The following is a 16,195-nucleotide window of genomic DNA, read 5'->3' as shown; positions in this document are numbered from 1 at the left end:
GTCCCGGCGCAGGCCGGGATCAGGCAGGTGCCATGGCGATGGCGATGGCCGATGGCAGGACTCAGCGCTTGTCGCCAATCTTGAAATTGCGCACCAGCGGCGTCGCGCTTTGCGGGCCGAACCAGGTGTCGTAGATCTTGCCGGCCCCGCCATTGACTTCCAGCTCCTGCAAGGCAGTGTTGACGAAATCGGTCAGAGCAGCCTCGCCCCTGGGAATGCCCACGCCGATGTAGTCGCTGGAGATCGTGAAGGCCGGAACCTCCCACTTGTCACGCTCCTGCTTGTCCTTGATGGTGGCCAGCAGGCCCACCAGCTTGGGGCCATCCTGCGAAATGGCCTGCACATTGCCATTGCGCAACGCGGTAAAGGCAAACGGCGTGTCGTCATAGGCCACCAGGGTCGCCTGGGGGTACTTTTCGCGCAGCACGATCTCGTTGGTCGTGCCCTTGTCCACGCCAATGCGCAGCGCACTCAGTTGCTGCGGCGTGGTCAATGTGCCCTTGGGTGCGATGAACTGCGTGCCCGAAGCAAAGTACGGAATGCTGAAGCCCACCTGCCTGGCGCGCTCGTCGGTGATGGTGAAGTTGGCCAGCACCAGATCGACCTTGCCCGCCAGCAAAAGCGGCACGCGGTTGGCCGGATTGGTCGGCACCAATTGCAGCTTCACGCCCAGGCGCTTGGCGAACTCCTGCGCATAGTCCACGTCCAGACCCACGATCTTGCGAGTCTTGGGGTCGACGAAGCCGAAAGGCGGGTTGGCATCAAACGCCGCCACGCGCAGCACCCCTGCCTGCTTGATGTCCTGCAGGCGATCCGCCCAGGCGGCGCCCGATGCCAGTGCTGCCAGCGCAGCGGTGGCGACCAGCGCCAGTGTCTTGTTTTTCATATCGATGCTTTCTTGAACAAACCCGTGTGCAGCCCCTCGGGCCGCAGCACAGTGAAGTCAGTGTAGAAAGCCGAACCGTCGTTAGGCAACGACGCTTTCATTCAATCGATATGTAGATTTCGCATGTACAGCCAGCGATTTGCCCGCTATGCCATCACCCCAGGTTGGGCGCCAGCTTGCGCCGCAACTCCTCGATGTCCATGCCCCGGCGCTCGGCCATGTCGGCCAGCTGGTCTTCGCCGATCTGGCCCACGTTGAAATAGGTGGCCTCGGGGCTTCCCAGGTAGAAGCCGCTCACGCTCGATGCCGGGAACATGGCCAGGCTGTCGGTCAGCTCCATGCCGATGTCCTTGGCGTCCAGCAGCTGGAACAGGTCGATCTTGGCCGTGTGGTCGGGGCAAGCGGGGTAACCGGGCGCGGGCCGGATGCCCTTGTACTGCTCCTTGATGAGCTGCTCGTTGCTCAAGGCCTCATCAGCGGCATAGCCCCACAGGTCCTTGCGCACGCGCTCGTGCAGGCATTCGGCAAAGGCCTCGGCCAGGCGATCGGCCAGTGCCTTGAACATGATGCCCGAGTAGTCGTCCAGCGCGTCCTGGAACTCCTTGTCCTTCTTCTCGGCGCCGATGCCGGCCGTCACGGCAAACAGGCCCGCGTAGTCCGCGATGCCCGATTCCCTGGCCGCCACGAAATCCGACAGGCAGCGGCTGGGGCGCATCAAGGGCCGGCCATCCGGGCCATCGACCACCTGCTTTTCGGTCTGCTGGCGCATGCCATACCAGGTCATCAGTTCCGCCGTGCGCGATTCATCGCTGTAGAACACGATGTCGTCGCCCACGCGGTTGGCAGGGTACAGCGCCATCACGCCATTGGCGGTGAGCCAGCGGCCCTCGATGATCTTCTTGAGCATGGCCTGCGCATCGGCCAGCACCTTGCGCGCTTCCTCGCCCACCACCTCGTCGTCAAGAATGGCGGGATAGGGGCCGGCCAGGTCCCAGGTCTGGAAGAACGGGGCCCAGTCGATGTAGCGGGCGATCTCGGCCAGGTCGAAATTCTTGAACACGCGGCGACCCAGCGCGCGCGGCACCACGGGGGGGTGGGCGGCAAAATCCATCGGCGTGGCGTTGGCGCGTGCCTTCTCCAGCGGCCACAGTGGCGTCTTCTTCTTGTTGGCGTGCTGGTGGCGCACCTTGTCGTAATCGGCCTCCAGCTCGCTCAGGTAGGCCTGCTTGCCTTCGCCCAGCAGGCTTTGCGCGACGCTTACGCTGCGCGAGGCATCAGGCACATAGACCACGGGGCCGTCGTACTTGGGGGCAATCTTGACGGCCGTGTGCACGCGCGAGCAGGTGGCCCCGCCGATCAGGAGCGGAATCTTCTTGATGCGGAAGTAGTCGTCCTTGTCCATCTCGCCCGCCACGTACTGCATCTCTTCGAGGCTGGGGGTGATCAGGCCCGACAGGCCGATGATGTCTGCGCCCTCGGCCTTGGCGCGGGCCAGGATCTCATGGCAGGGCACCATCACGCCCATGTTGATGACTTCGAAATTGTTGCATTGCAGCACCACAGTGACGATGTTCTTGCCGATGTCGTGCACATCGCCCTTGACGGTGGCGATGACGATCTTGCCCTTGCTCGATACGTCCAGGCCCGCTGCTTCCTGCTGGCGCTTTTCTTCTTCGATGTAGGGAATGAGGTGGGCCACGGCCTGTTTCATCACGCGCGCGCTCTTGACCACCTGGGGAAGGAACATCTTGCCCGCGCCGAACAGGTCGCCCACGATATTCATGCCATCCATCAGCGGGCCTTCGATCACGTGCAGCGGGCGTCCGCCCCCTTGCACCACGATCTGCTGGTAGGCCTCTTCGGTATCGGAGACGATGAAATCGGTGATGCCGTGCACCAGCGCATGCGACAGGCGCTCGCCCACGGTCTTGGGGTGCTCGGGCGTGCCGCGCCATTCGAGCTTCTTGCTGTCGTCCTTGGCTGCGCCCTTGGCGGCTTCGGCGATCTCCAGCAGGCGCTCGGCGGCGTCGGGGCGGCGGTTGAGCACCACGTCTTCCACGCGCTCGCGCAGTTGCGGCTCCAGATCGTCGTAGACGCCCACCATGCCTGCATTGACGATGCCCATGTCCATGCCCGCCTGGATGGCGTGGTAGAGGAACACGGTGTGGATGGCCTCGCGCACCGGGTCATTGCCGCGGAAGGAAAAGCTCACGTTGGAGACGCCACCGCTCACCTTGGCGCCAGGCAGGTTCTGCTTGATCCAGCGCGTGGCCTCGATGAACTCAACCGCGTAGTTGTTGTGCTCCTCGATCCCGGTGGCGACGGCAAAGATATTGGGGTCGAAGATGATGTCTTCAGGCGGAAAGCCCACTTCATCGACCAGCACGCGGTAGGCGCGCTCGCAGATCTCGACCTTGCGCTGGTAGGTGTCTGCCTGGCCTTTTTCATCGAAGGCCATGACCACGGCGGCTGCGCCGTAGCGCTTGATGAGCTTGGCCTCGTGCTTGAACTTGTCCACCCCCTCCTTCATGGAGATGGAATTGACGATGCCCTTGCCCTGCAGGCAGCGCAGGCCGGCCTCGATGACCTCCCACTTGGACGAATCGACCATCACCGGCACCTTGGCAATGTCGGGTTCGGAGGCAATCAGGTTCAGAAAGCGCACCATGGCGGCCTTGCTGTCGAGCATGGCCTCGTCCATGTTCACGTCGATGACCTGGGCGCCGTTTTCCACCTGCTGGCGTGCCACCGACAGCGCTTCCTCGTACTGCTCGTTGAGGATCATGCGTGCAAAAGCCTTGGAGCCGGTGACGTTGGTGCGCTCGCCCACGTTGACGAACAGCGTGCCCTCGCCGATGAAGACGGGCTCCAGGCCCGACAGGCGCATGGGAGGGACGGAAATGGGAGAATCAGACGCGGACATGGGGCTCACCTGTGAAAACCAGAAATACACGATAGAACAGGTGAGCGCCGTTGCTGCGGGCAGTGCAAAGCCTGCCCAGCCACCTGCCCAAGCCTGACAGGTCCGCGATGGTCATACCACCGGCCTGCTGCAGCGCTCCTTGGGACAAGGCCAGCCATTTTAAGCCAGTACGCCAAGCGCTGCTCTATAGCACGCGCGAGGGCCATGGCAGCCGCAAATGCCGCCGCCCGCCCGGGTTATATCGCCGTTTGCGAACGCTGCCATCGCATTTCGAGCATATTGCGCGGTTTTGTCGGCAAAATATGCCGATCAGCAGAGAACACCTGCACTTTTGTATCCAATCAGGCCCAAGGCCTGCACCTGAGGAGAAAATCTTGCACCTGAGCTTCAGTGCTTATTACACCCTGATCATGGCCGTTCTCGTGCTGTTGCTGGGCAAATTGCTGACCCGGCACATCCGTTTCCTGCGCGATTTCAACATCCCCGAGCCTGTCTCGGGCGGGTTGGTCGTGGCGGCCGTGATCTTTGCGCTGCACCAGCTCACCGGGCTCACCCTGTCCTTTGAATCCGGGCTGCAGTCGGCCTTCATGCTGGTGTTCTTCTCGTCCATTGGCCTCAGTGCCAACTTTGCCAAGCTGCGCGAAGGCGGCATGGGGCTCATCATCTTCCTGGGCGTGATCGTGGCCTTCATCGTCGTGCAGAACGGCGTGGGCGTGGGCCTGGCCACCCTGCTGGGGCTGGATCCGCTGATTGGCCTGGTGGCGGGCTCCATCACGCTGTTGGGCGGCCACGGCACCGCAGGCGCCTGGGGCGCGGTGCTGGAGCAGCAATATGGCCTGAGCGGTGCCACGGCCCTGGGCATTGCCTGCGCCACCTTCGGCCTCGTCATTGGCGGCTTGCTGGGCGGGCCGCTGGCCAAGCGCTTGATCACCCGCCACCAATTGGCACGCCCGCGCACCAATGCAGAGCAGCAGCAAAGCGACAGCGCCACCGTGAGTGAGGGCAGCGATGTGGCCAATTTCGAATCGCCCAACACGGCGCCGCGCCTGATCACCGCCGAGGCCGCCATCGAGACCCTGGCCCTGTTTGCCGGGTGCCTGGCCTTTGCCGAATTCATGACCGGCGTCACCCAAGGCACCGCCATACAGTTGCCGACCTTCGTCTGGGCGCTGGGTGGCGGCGTGGTCATCCGCAACGTGCTGGACTATGCCTTTGGCTTCAAGGTGTTCGACCGCGCCATCGATGTGTTCGGCAACGCAGGCCTGTCGATCTATCTGGCGATCGCCTTGCTCTCGCTCAAGCTCTGGGAGCTGACCGACCTGGCTGGCCCCCTGATGATCATCCTGGCGGCGCAGACCCTGACACTGGCGCTGTTTGCGGCCTTTGTGACCTTCCGCGTCATGGGCCGCAATTACGACGCTGCCGTGCTGGCGGCCGGCCACTGTGGCTTCGGCATGGGCGCTACGCCCACGGCCGTGGCCAACATGCAGGCCATCACCAACCAGTACGGTCCGTCGCACAAGGCGTTTCTCATCGTTCCGTTGGTGGGCGCCTTCTTCATCGACATCATCAACGCCTTTGTGCTGCAGATGATGATTGCCTTGCTGCGCTGAGGAATCTAAAAAATAATAGCTGCCAGCGCTAGATGGATAAGGGTTTCAGATCATCTACCTTCTGAAAACCTTGCCCACCAAGCGCTGGCAGCTTCTTTTTTGAATGCCTTGTTGAACGCCTGTCTGCAGTATCGCTTCAGACCCTCACTGCGCGGAGCGCGGCAGGCCAAAAATGCGGTCAAAGCTCCAGTTGAAGACGAAGGTGTAGACCAGGAAAAACAGCAGCAGGCCGATGTCCATCACCAGCGCTTCCCACAGGCTGACCTTGAACCACCAGGCAAACAGCGGCACCAGCATGAAGACCAGGCCCCCTTCCATGCCCATGGCATGGGCAATGCGGCGGCCAATGCCTCGGCCGCGCGTGTCCTGACGCGCCTCCCACATCTCGAACAGGTGGTTCCACACCACGTTCCAGCAGATGGCGATGACCGACGAGACCACCGCCACCACGCCCGAATGCGCAGCGCCCTGGCCCGACAGCGCGGACAGGCCCGCCGTTGCCGCCACGATGGCAATGGCCTCATACAAACCCACATACGTGACGCGGCGCAACGGCCCTTGCAGCGACCAGGGGCTGCCTTGAATTTTTTGAACTGACATATGGCTCGCAATGGTATGTGCCTTGTGCTGATAACATAAGTCAGAATCTTTCAGAAAATATGACAGATCGACCCGCCAAGATGCGAAACCGTGAACCCCCAGCCGGGCTGCACTTGCCCGCGCCGCCCCCGATTTGCCCATGACCGAGTCGTCAGCCACCTTTGCCCCTTTTGATTCCGACGCCATCCAGACCTTGCTGGCGGTGCTGGACCACGGCAGCTTTTCTGCCGCCGCCCGCGCACTGGGCAAGGTGCCGTCCGCTGTCAGCATGCAGATTGCGCAGCTGGAAGCGGCACTGAACATGCCGCTGTTTGCCCGCAGCGGGCGCGAGCCCACACCGCTGCCCGCTGCGCTGGCGCTCGAACCTCAGGCACGCCTGCTGGCCGCCCAGTTGCAGCAGCTCAATGCCCATGCGCTCGCTCTGGAGCGGGGCCTGGAGACACGCCTGACGGTGGCCATCGCGCCCGAGTTGCTGTCGGCCCCGTGGGCAGAGCCGTTGGCCACCTTGGCGCAGGAGTATCCGCAACTGGCTGTCGAGGTGCTGACCGCGCCGCAGGCCGATGCACTGACCATGCTGCACACCGGCCGCGCGCAGCTGGCGCTGGTCTTTGAACGGCCTAGCCTCGATGGCCGCGAAGGCTTTCAGGAAGTGGCCAGCGAGACCCTGCTGGCGGTGATCGCACCCGCCCACCCGGTGATGCAGGCAGCGCGCCACGGAGTGGAGCAGACAGCGCCACTGTTGCGCGAGCACCACCTCACCAACACGCGCCAGATCGTGGTGGCCAGCCGCGACTGGAGCCTGAACGACGAGCGGCTGGTCTATGCCCGCGATGTCTGGCGCACGGACAACCATGTAGCCGCGCTGCGCATGATCAGCGCCGGTATCGGCTGGGGATGGCTGCCGCGCAAACTGGTGGCGCCGCAGCTGCAATCGGGCGCGCTGGTAGCGATGGAATTTGCCAACCTGAGCAATGGCAACCAGCTATGTGTGGATGTGGTCTGGTCCAAGGAACACCCCCTGGGCCTTGCTGCCAAGCGCTTTGTAGCGCTGGTGCAGGCTGCCGCCCTTGCGGATGCGTGATATCGGCTTCAAAAAAGTGAGCAGTCAGCGCGGAATGATCATGCGTTTCATGGGTTTTATGCCTTCAACCCAATAACGATCAGCGCAGACAGCTATTCTTTTTAGGAAACCAGATGGAACAGGGCAGGCACCGAATCGCTACGCCCCTTTCGCGCCCTCCACGGCCCCTGGAGGTACGTCGCGTACATGGATGTCCATCTGCGGAAACGCGATCGCAATGCCTGCTGCCGCCAGCTTGGCATTGATGCTGCGGTTGAGGTCGTTGCGCACCTGCAGCCGGTCGCCCACCGCGCCCACATAGACACGCAGCTCGAACTTCTGGCCCTGCCCTTCCAGCGCCATGAACCAGCAGTTGGGCTCCGGCTCGCGCAGCACCAGGGAGTGCTCGGCTGCGATGGACAGCAGCAGGCTCTGCACCTGGGCCGGGTCGCTGCCGTGGGCCACACCCACATCGATGACCAGACGTGTCACATCATCGCTCAGCGTCCAGTTCGTCACCTGGCCGGTGATGAAGGTCTTGTTGGGAATGACGATTTCCTGGTTGTCGAAATCCAGCACCGTGGTGGCCCGGGTGCGGATGCGCGTCACCGTGCCGGTGTGCTGGTTGATGGTGATGATGTCGCCCACGCGGAAAGGCCGCTCCACCAGCAGAATGAGCCCCGAGACAAAGTTGGCAAAGATCTCCTGCAGGCCAAAACCCAGGCCCACGGTCAACGCGGCGGCCATCCACTGCAACTGGCTCCAGCGCAGCCCCAGCAATGTCAGCGCACTGACCGTCCCTGCAATGGTGATGGCATAGCGCGCCAGCGTGGCCATGGTGTAGCGGGCAGAGCTGCTGAGGCGCAGCGAGGCCGAGAACGCCACTTCCACCAGGCCTGGGAGGTTGCGCGTCAGGCTGAACGTCAACAGCAGGATCAGCATGCCGAGCAACAGATCCATCAAACTCACGGGAGCGGAGCGGGTAACGCCGCCCGCCTCGGTGTTGGTGGTGTACCAGAGCACCACGCCTTCGAACCGCAACAGCGCGGGCAGCACCGGCGACCAGGCGTACACCAGGCTGAGCGCCACCAGTACCCGCTGCAGCAGGCCCAGCAGCCGATGGGCCTGCGTGCTCACCGTGACCAGGGCCATCTGGCTTTGCTCATCGGAAGGCGCCTTGCCCGGCGTGTCGGCTGCAGTTGCCGTGCCGCCCGCATGCGTCTGGACAGCCGCGGCACGCAGCCGGTTCAGCGCCAGCCGCCGCTCGCCCAGCAGCAGCCAGCGCCGCAGCAGACTGACCAGCACCTCGGCCGCAGCCAGGAACACGAAGCTGCTCAGCAATGCCTGGATGACCTCCGTCGCGGTGTAGACGTAACCCAGCACCAGCCCGGCCAGCGTACCCGCCAGCACCAGCAGCACCGCGACACTCACCACCTGGCCCCAGCGCAGACCGGGACGCCGCTTCCGGACGCTTTGCCGCAGGTACCGGAAGGCAATCCACGCCAGCCCCACCGTCAGCACCAGCAGGCACAGCCGCCCCCAGGTACTAATGGCCGAATCGTCGTGGCTGAAGAATGCCATGCCGCCCAGCAGCTCGATTGGCACAATCAGCCAGGTGGCCCGCAACACCATCTGGCGCAAATCCTGCACGCGTTCCCGATGCCACCCAAAGTGCGCCAGCGCCAACCCGCCGGGGCGGAACAACACATGGAGCAAGGTGACCAGAAAGACGAAATCGCTCAACTGCTCCAGCGCCTGGCCCAGCGGCTCCAGCGCCGCAGGCGCGCCAGCCGATTGCAGCAGCACGCCCAGCGCGGCAGTGGCAAAACTCCAGGGCAGCGCGTACAGCAGGCTCCAGCCCAATGCGATCAAGGTCAGTCCAAAATGGTCCTGCGAGAAATCGTCTACCCGCACCGCAATGGCCTGCAACTGCCGCAACGCATAGCGGCGCAGGCCCAGCAGCACCAGCACGCCCGCAAAGATGCCGGCGTACACCCAGAGATTGCGGAGAATGCTTGCGCCCAGTACGCGTACCGTATTCCATGGTGACGCGCTTCCCGCCTGGTCCACGCCAACGTCTTCCGCGCCCCGAAGCACGGTGCGCCATTCCCCCAGCCAGGCGCGATCCATGGCCTGGTGGCTCGGGAACCACAACAGTTCCTTGTCCATGACTTGCCGCAACGCACTGCCGCTGCGCAGCGTGGCCTGCAGCGCGGCGTCGGTCTGCTCCAGTACCGCAATGCGCCGCAACAGCAGCGGCTGAAGCTGGTCGATCAGCGCCGCCTGCTTGATCCACAGGGCCGAACGCTGGGCAATGCTGCCTGCGCTCGCTCCCGCGCCAGCGCCGCCAGAGCTGGCCGCCATGCCATTGAGGTTGAAGCGCCACTCGCTCGCATTGAACAGCGACAGGCGCAACTCGGCCAGTTCCCGTTGCGTGGCCTTGCGCCGCGCCTGGATGGTGTTGGCGGTGGGCAGCGCTACCCGTTGCTTCCACAACCACTGGCCCACCGATGCGCTGCCGCCCAAGCGCAGCCGTGCCTGTGTATCGCGCAGCGCTGATGCCAGCTGGCCTTGGCGGTATTCGTCGGCGGCCAGTGCCTGGCGCTCCTGCACCAGGCTGTTGGTGTGCTCCAGGATCTGGGCCGCCAGGCTGCTGTTTTGCTGGGCCAGTTCGCGGATGGCAGGCGCTGCATCTGCGGCATTGCTTTCGGCTGCCTGCGCTTGCTGCACCTGCTGCTCCAGCTGCTGGCGACTGCGCTCGGCAATGCGCTGGTTCAGCCAGGCCACGCGTGGTGTGCGCTCCAGCAGCTCCCGGCGCTGCGTCTGCAACTGTGCATCCAGCAGGCGCTGCCGGGTCTCGATGGTGGCCTGTTCCTCCTGGCGCAAGGCCAGCTCCTGCGTGTCACGCCGGTGCTCGGCACTGCGCCGCAACTGGCGCGCCTGGGTCAGCGCAGGCGATTCGCCGGGTTCTGCCGTCACGGGAAGTGCGCTGTCCTGCACCCGCTGCTGCAGTGTGGCCAGATCGGTGCGGCCCGTGCCAGGTTGCGTCACCAGATTGGCCTGCTCGGCTGCCGTTTTCTCGATACCGGTCTTGAGGGCAGCAATGGCTTCCCGCTCGTCGGTCAGCAGGCGCTCCAGCACTTCCTGGCTGGCATTGGCGGGAACACGCTCCTCCCAACGCGCCAGCATCTGGCCCAGCTCCATGTCGCTCAGCGGCGCCGGCAATCCCGGGGCGGGTGTCTGCACACGGCTGCGCAGGCGCTCCAATGACTGCGCCAGCGCGTCGGCTTCCTGTTCGGCGGTCTTGGCCGCATCCCGCTGTGCCTGGAGGGCGCGCTCCTCCTCCGAGCCACTGCTGCCTGACTTGCCCATGGCCAACCCTCCCAGTGAAGGCAAGGTTTGCGCCGAGCCGCCAGCCAGGGGCAGCAGCGATGCGCACAGCACCAGCAGCACATACAGCACCCATGACCGGCGTGTTGCAGTGCGCGGCAGACGCAATCGGGCAGGAATCGACGGAAGGGAGGCTCGCATCGGCACAGTGTATCGGTAAGCCACCGGCTTTTCGCCTGGGATTCAGGAGCGGCCTGCGCCCAGTGGCGGGCGACCTCGCATCCCTTGATATCCTGAGTCGTTTGGCAGCCCGCACGTGGTGTGTGCTCTTATGTCCCTGGCGGGACGGCCGCTGGCTCGCTGCATTTGCACAATGCCAGCATGCACCTGATTGATCTCCACCACGCCCACGCCTCCCTTGAGGACAACGGCGTTGCCACCCTCACCTTCCGCAATGCGGGCAGCCTCAACATCCTGTCGTCACCGGTGCTGACTGATCTGGCGCAGGCCTTCGATGCACTATCAAAAGATGAGCGCATCCGCGTGCTGGTGCTGCGCGGCAGTGGCGACAAGGCCTTTGTCGCTGGGGCCGACATCAAGGAGATGCGCGGCCTGAATGCTGACAACGCAGCCGCCTTCATCACGCGCCTGCGCACAGTGTGCGAGGCCGCACGCCAGTTTCCCACCCCCGTCATTGCACGCCTTCCGGGCTGGACGCTGGGCGGCGGGCTGGAACTCGCCTGCGCCTGCGACATCCGCGTGGCCAGCAACCGGGTGCAATGTGGCATGCCCGAGGTGAAGGTGGGCATCCCTTCCGTCATCCACGCGGCATTGCTGCCCCGCCTGATTGGCGCTGCCCGCACGCAGTGGCTGCTGCTGACCGGCGACAACATCGATGCCGCGCAATCGCTGCAGTGGGGCCTGCTCGACCATGTGGTGGCGCCCGATCGCCTAGACGAAGAAGTGGAGCGCCTTGCCCGGCAACTGGCCAGCTATGGCCCTCAGGCCCTGCGCCAGCAAAAGCGCATGCTGCGCGCGTGGGAAAAACAGTCCATCGACGCAGCCATTGACGACAGTGTGCAGGAGTTCGCCAATGCCTTCAAGACCGGCGAGCCCCAGGCCTACATGGCGAGCTTTGGCGCCAAACACTAGCGCTCAATATCGCACTAGCGCAAACATGAATTGCGCAAGCAGCTATACAAACAATAGCATTTCAACACAACCGCCTCGAAAACCTGCGCAGCGCATTGCCGCGCAGGTTTTTGCTTTCCCAAAAGGACGATCCATGCAACGCCGCCACTTTCTCTCCTTCTCCGCGCTCGGCGCCTTTGGCGCAGCGCCAAGCCTTGGCTTCGCTGCCGATGCCTACCCCACCAAGCCGATCCGCGTGGTCATTCCCTATGCCGCAGGCGGCGTGACCGACAGCGTGGGCCGCAAGCTGTGCGAAAACCTGGGCAAGGCCCTGGGCCAAGCCTTGGTGGTGGACAACAAGGCCGGCGCCGGCGGCACGCTGGGCATGGGCGATGTGGCCCGTGCGCCAGCCGACGGCTACACCCTGGCGCTGTCGGCCATCAGCCCGCTCACCTTGTCGCCCCATCTGATGAAGCTGGCCTATGAGCCGGCCACCTCGATCGCCGCCATTGCGCCGATGATGTACTCCCCCGTCTATGTGCTGGCTACGCCTGCCTTCAGCGGCAAAAGCTGGGAAGACCTGATCGCGCAGGCCAAGGCCAAGCCCGAAACGATCCGCTTTGCCACGTCCGGTATCGGCTCGGTAGGCCACATCATGCTCGAGCAGATCCAGGCGAGAACAGGCGCGAAGATGATCCATGTGCCTTACAAAGGTGTAGGCCAGACCGTGAACGATGCCGTGGGCGGGCACTTCGAGATCATGCTGGGCAATCCCTTTGGCACCATCAACGGCCTGCTCCAGCAAGGCACACTGCGCCTGCTGGCCACCACCGGGCCCCAGCGCGCGCCCAACCAACCCCAGGCCAGGACGCTGGCGGAACTGGGCGTGCCCGAGGCCAATCTGACGTCGCTGTTCGGCTTCATGGCGCCCGGCAAGACGCCGCCTGCCATCGTGGCCCAACTCGCCAAGGCCATACAGACCCAGCTCGACGAGCCCGGCATCCAGGAGCTGATGCGCAGCACCGACAACGTGCCACTCAAGATGGGCCCCGCCGAGTTCACGGAGCTGCTGCGCAAGGAAAGTGCAGCCAATGCCAAGATCATCGCGCAGGCGGGAATCAAGTTGTAACCATATCAATCACCGCCTTTTCATAACCCTCAGCACGGAATCAATGTCAATAAAAGCCAATTCCCTATGGATGATTAGAAAATAGCTATTTATTTTTGACAATTGATTGATAGAATCACAACTCTCATTCAGAGAGTATTCTTCTATCAATGCCGTGCTGAAACATATAGCAACACAATTTGGGGTAGGAAAAGCCTTTGCGTTTGCCATAGGCGGGCTGCCGATACTGGCCCACGCCCAATCTGGGGCGGCGGGTCAAAGCTACGGCTGGCTGGGGTGGGTGCTGGGCCTGTGCCTGGCCGCGCTGTTCGTCATCGTGGCGCTGGAGGCGCTCTACACCTTTCGGCACTACGCCTTCACACTGAACCGCTTGTTCGCGCGGCAGCGCCCCATCTACGCCGGGATCGAGCAGGCCAACTGGCCGCACATCACCGTTTTCATTGCCGCGCACAACGAAGAGGCCGTCATCTCCGGCTGCATCGAGGCGCTGCTGAACGTGGACTACCCGCGCGATCGCCTGACCATCATGCCGGTCAACGACCGCTCCACCGATGGAACGCGCCAGATCATCGACAGCTATGCAGACCGCAACCCGGGCCGCCTGCAGCTTTTCCACCGCCAGGACGGCCCTCCCGGCAAGGCGGCAGCGCTGGCCGACGCCACCAGCATCGTTCAGGCCCAGGGCCAGTCCGAGCTGATCGTGATCTTCGATGCGGACTACCTGCCCGGCAAGAAGATCATCAAGCAGCTGGTCGCCCCTTTCCTGGACCCCGAAATCGGCGCCGTCATGGGCCGGGTGGTACCGCAGAATGCAGGTGTCAACCTGCTGACGCGGTTGCTCGATCTGGAGCGCTCGGGCGGCTACCAGGTGGACCAGCAGGCGCGCTACAACATTGGCGCGGTTGCACAGTATGGCGGCACCGTAGGCGGCATTCGCCTCAGTGCGCTGAAAGAAGTTGGCGGCTGGACGCCCAATGTGCTGGCCGAGGACACCGATCTCACCTATCGCCTGCTGCTCAAGGGCTGGCAGACCGCGTACCTGGGCTATGCCGAATGTTACGAGGAAGTACCGGAGAGCTGGGCGGTGCGCTTTCGCCAGATTGGCCGCTGGGCCAAGGGCCACAACCAGGTGCTGGCCAAATTCTGGCAGCAGATGGTCACACGCAAGAGCCTGACGATGATGGAACGCGTCGACGGCCTCGCTTTGCTGGGGGTGTTCCTGATGTCGCCCATCCTGCTGATTGGCTGGGTCCTGGCGTTGATCGTGACGGTCACAGGTTACGGCATCGATGCCAATGTCAATATCGCCTTGCTGATGCTGCTGATCACCACCGGCTTTGCATGCGTGGGTAATTTTGCGGCCTTTTTCGAAGTGGCTGCTGCCGTGCACCTGGATGGCCATCAGCGGCGCCTGCGCCTGCTGCCCCTGCTGCTGACCGGCTTTGTGGTCAGCATGATTGCAGTGTCCAAGGCCACGCTCGATGGTTTGGTGCTCGACAGACTCTTGAAGCGCCAGTTCAAATGGGACAAGACCGTGCGCTACCGCCAAACCTCGCCAACGCCGCTGCAAGAGGCAACCAGTGAGTGAGGTTCCGCATTCCTGGCTGTTTGGCGTCACATGGCTACTCGTTACAGCGGCGGTCTTCCTGATTCCGCTGTACCCCGCGCTGCGGGAGCTGTATTCGCGCAGCGACGCCGGCGCTCTGGAAATCGACCATCTCGACAATGGCCGCACCGACTATGCTGCGTTGCGCATGCTCGATCAACTGCCTGTGCTGGAAGAGATGCCGCGCACTGCGCAATGGCAGCGGGACGACCGTGGGCAACTGGTCATCCCGCGGGGGCAGACGCGCCTGATGGCCAAAACCATGCACTCGGTGGTGCTGGGGTTTCGCGCTCAGATCAAGGCACTGATCTCCAGCGATACGGTGGAGCTGCAGGCCAACAGCATGGTGCTGCATTTTCTCCACGCCAACAACATCCATTGCCTGGGCCCGGTGCATCTGGCACGCCTGAGCAGCGCCGTACGCAATATCGTTCTCTCGCCCGGCAGCCGCTTCCAGCGCCTGTCGGCCACCTGCATCTTCACCTGGCCGCTGAAGCGGTCACTGGGTTTTCCGCTGGACAGCCTGGGCGACGGCATGCCCCTGACTGTCGTTCAGCAACGCCACCATGGCGACCTGCAGATACCGGCGGGCACCGTGGTTCAGGGCGGGCTGGTGGTCACTGGCAACCTGCGGGTCGAGGAAATGGCGGTGGTGACGGGCCATGTCAAGGTGCATGGAAGCATCACCCTGGCCAAAGGAGCTTGCGTCAAGGGTGCCTTGTTCGCGCTGGACAACATTGATACGCTGGGCAACAACTATATCGAGGGCCCATTGTGTGCAGGCAAGCACCTGCAACTGGGGCCCAACAGCCAGGTCGGCAGCAAGCAGGTGCCATGCAGTGTGTCCGCATGGACGATTGCGCTGCTGGCATCCGTTCGCGTCTATGGCAGCATGTCTGCCGTACGCTCAGGTCAGGTGGTGTTATGAAGCTGTTGCATGCATTGTTCGCCCGCACTTCCGTCGCTCTTGGCCTTGCCATGGGGGCAGCAGGCATGGCGTGCGCGGAGGAGCCACCGGCCCTCGGCGCCTTTGCGACCGGCGACGGTGCCTACTACACCACACTGGGCAGCCCGGTGGTGGACCCCTACTTCATCAACAAGAGCTTCATCATTTCCATGCAGGCCAGCGCGCCGCTGCAGGCCGAGTTTGCGCAATGGATTCAATGGCTGCTTCCCAGACAGCGCAAGGATGGCGGCTTTGACCGTTTCTGCCGCGAGGCCGACAAGACATGGCGCAACTGCATGGCGGCCGATGCCGACGACTCCATGGCAGCCACCACGATCCAGATGCTGAACATGGGGTTGCAAAAGGCGTGGGTTCCAGCCCCACAGCGACGGGCAGCAGCGCAGGCCATTGCGGCCAGCCAGCGACTGCTGGCCAGCCTGCGCAACCCGCAGAGCCAGCTCTACAGAGTCTTCCCGGGTACCGAGCTGTACTACCTGATGGACAACATCGAGGTGTATGAGGCATTGCGGTCGGACATGCACGCCGCAGGGCCTGCCAACCAGCTGGCGGCGGCCATCCGCAAGCAGTTCTGGACAGGCCAGCAATGGAAGCCCGCCATTCCGGAATATGCCCAGGTCCAGTTCTATCCCCATACGCTGGCCAGCGCCTATCTGTGGAACACCGGCATCCTGCCCGTCAGGGAATCCGACAACGCAACCGCCCAGTGGCTGGCTCAGCACCGCGATACCTGGCTTGCACGCAGCGGTGATCGCTATGCCTGGGGGTTGGTTGCATGGAACATGCGCCAGTCTGCACCTCTGCAAGCCGCATGCTGGCGCGCGTCCCTGCGGCCGTTTCAGGAAAAGACCGGCTGGACCGTTCTGGATGCGATGGTCGATCGGTCCCTGGCACACCTGGGCATTGCCAAGCAATGCGCCAGCGCGCTGCCTGCAGCCACTCCGTGAGCGCAT

At 63.5% G+C, this 16,195-nt stretch carries 11 protein-coding genes and 1 riboswitch; of the genes, 7 read left to right on the top strand and 4 right to left on the bottom strand.

Annotated features, from left to right (window positions below; genetic code table 11):
- Window positions 1–61: 61 nt before the first annotated feature.
- Both ACH2DG_RS09790 and metH read right to left on the bottom strand, forming a co-directional pair.
- Window positions 62–886, bottom strand: a complete 825-nt coding sequence (locus ACH2DG_RS09790; protein ID WP_395025795.1) for an ABC transporter substrate-binding protein — start codon at window positions 884–886, stop codon at window positions 62–64.
- Between the two features lie 154 nt (window positions 887–1,040).
- Complete coding sequence (gene metH, locus ACH2DG_RS09785) at window positions 1,041–3,809, bottom strand: methionine synthase (RefSeq protein WP_395025793.1); 2,769 nt, start codon at window positions 3,807–3,809, stop codon at window positions 1,041–1,043.
- Window positions 3,810–3,844: 35 nt separating this feature from the next.
- Window positions 3,845–3,956, bottom strand: a riboswitch (S-adenosyl-L-homocysteine riboswitch).
- A gap of 227 nt (window positions 3,957–4,183) precedes the next feature.
- Here metH and gltS point away from each other — a divergent pair.
- A complete protein-coding gene (gene gltS, locus ACH2DG_RS09780; protein ID WP_395025792.1) occupies window positions 4,184–5,422 on the top strand; it encodes a sodium/glutamate symporter in 1,239 nt (412 codons plus the stop codon).
- A 144-nt stretch (window positions 5,423–5,566) separates the two neighbouring features.
- Here gltS and ACH2DG_RS09775 read toward each other — a convergent pair whose 3' ends face one another.
- Window positions 5,567–6,022 carry a PACE efflux transporter gene (locus ACH2DG_RS09775; RefSeq protein WP_395025790.1) on the bottom strand — a complete coding sequence of 152 codons (456 nt, stop codon included), beginning with the start codon at window positions 6,020–6,022 and terminating at the stop codon, window positions 5,567–5,569.
- Between the two features lie 139 nt (window positions 6,023–6,161).
- Here ACH2DG_RS09775 and ACH2DG_RS09770 point away from each other — a divergent pair, with 139 nt between their 5' ends.
- Window positions 6,162–7,103: a LysR family transcriptional regulator gene (locus tag ACH2DG_RS09770; protein ID WP_395025789.1), complete on the top strand. Its 942-nt coding sequence runs from the start codon at window positions 6,162–6,164 to the stop codon at window positions 7,101–7,103.
- 138 nt (window positions 7,104–7,241) lie between these two features.
- Here ACH2DG_RS09770 and ACH2DG_RS09765 read toward each other — a convergent pair whose 3' ends face one another.
- Window positions 7,242–10,613 (bottom strand): mechanosensitive ion channel domain-containing protein, encoded by a 3,372-nt coding sequence (locus tag ACH2DG_RS09765; protein WP_395025787.1) that lies wholly within the window; start codon window positions 10,611–10,613, stop codon window positions 7,242–7,244.
- Window positions 10,614–10,793: 180 nt separating this feature from the next.
- Here ACH2DG_RS09765 and ACH2DG_RS09760 point away from each other — a divergent pair, with 180 nt between their 5' ends.
- The 5 genes from ACH2DG_RS09760 to ACH2DG_RS09740 all read left to right on the top strand — a co-directional run bounded on the left by ACH2DG_RS09760 (window position 10,794) and on the right by ACH2DG_RS09740 (window position 16,189).
- On the top strand, window positions 10,794–11,564 hold the full coding sequence (locus ACH2DG_RS09760) for an enoyl-CoA hydratase (RefSeq protein WP_395025785.1): 771 nt from the start codon (window positions 10,794–10,796) through the stop codon (window positions 11,562–11,564).
- A 133-nt stretch (window positions 11,565–11,697) separates the two neighbouring features.
- Window positions 11,698–12,672 carry a Bug family tripartite tricarboxylate transporter substrate binding protein gene (locus ACH2DG_RS09755; RefSeq protein WP_395025784.1) on the top strand — a complete coding sequence of 325 codons (975 nt, stop codon included), beginning with the start codon at window positions 11,698–11,700 and terminating at the stop codon, window positions 12,670–12,672.
- A 154-nt stretch (window positions 12,673–12,826) separates the two neighbouring features.
- Window positions 12,827–14,260: a glycosyltransferase family 2 protein gene (locus ACH2DG_RS09750; RefSeq protein WP_395025783.1), complete on the top strand. Its 1,434-nt coding sequence runs from the start codon at window positions 12,827–12,829 to the stop codon at window positions 14,258–14,260.
- The gene (locus ACH2DG_RS09745; protein WP_395025782.1) at window positions 14,253–15,206 is read left to right on the top strand and encodes a polymer-forming cytoskeletal protein; all 954 of its coding nucleotides are present in this window, start codon (window positions 14,253–14,255) and stop codon (window positions 15,204–15,206) included. Before ACH2DG_RS09750 ends, ACH2DG_RS09745 begins: the two co-directional genes overlap by 8 nt.
- Window positions 15,203–16,189, top strand: a complete 987-nt coding sequence (locus ACH2DG_RS09740) for a hypothetical protein (RefSeq protein ID WP_395025781.1) — start codon at window positions 15,203–15,205, stop codon at window positions 16,187–16,189. Before ACH2DG_RS09745 ends, ACH2DG_RS09740 begins: the two co-directional genes overlap by 4 nt.
- Window positions 16,190–16,195: the final 6 nt, after the last annotated feature.

It is taken from the genome of Comamonas odontotermitis, assembly GCF_040396735.1.
Taxonomy (GTDB): Bacteria; Pseudomonadota; Gammaproteobacteria; order Burkholderiales; family Burkholderiaceae_C; genus Comamonas; species Comamonas odontotermitis_C.
Note: the sequence above shows the minus strand (reverse complement) of the source record. Positions and strands in the feature narration are given on the sequence as shown.

What these genes read in the sequence shown, in the direction of transcription:
- ACH2DG_RS09790 (WP_395025795.1), bottom strand. Translation starts at nt 886, where the DNA reads ATGAAAAACAAGACACTGGCGCTGGTCGCCACCGCTGCGCTGGCAGCA.
- metH (WP_395025793.1), bottom strand. Translation starts at nt 3,809, where the DNA reads ATGTCCGCGTCTGATTCTCCCATTTCCGTCCCTCCCATGCGCCTGTCG.
- ACH2DG_RS09775 (WP_395025790.1), bottom strand. Translation starts at nt 6,022, where the DNA reads ATGTCAGTTCAAAAAATTCAAGGCAGCCCCTGGTCGCTGCAAGGGCCG.
- ACH2DG_RS09770 (WP_395025789.1), top strand. Translation starts at nt 6,162, where the DNA reads ATGACCGAGTCGTCAGCCACCTTTGCCCCTTTTGATTCCGACGCCATC.
- ACH2DG_RS09765 (WP_395025787.1), bottom strand. Translation starts at nt 10,613, where the DNA reads ATGCGAGCCTCCCTTCCGTCGATTCCTGCCCGATTGCGTCTGCCGCGC.
- ACH2DG_RS09760 (WP_395025785.1), top strand. Translation starts at nt 10,794, where the DNA reads ATGCACCTGATTGATCTCCACCACGCCCACGCCTCCCTTGAGGACAAC.
- ACH2DG_RS09755 (WP_395025784.1), top strand. Translation starts at nt 11,698, where the DNA reads ATGCAACGCCGCCACTTTCTCTCCTTCTCCGCGCTCGGCGCCTTTGGC.
- ACH2DG_RS09740 (WP_395025781.1), top strand. Translation starts at nt 15,203, where the DNA reads ATGAAGCTGTTGCATGCATTGTTCGCCCGCACTTCCGTCGCTCTTGGC.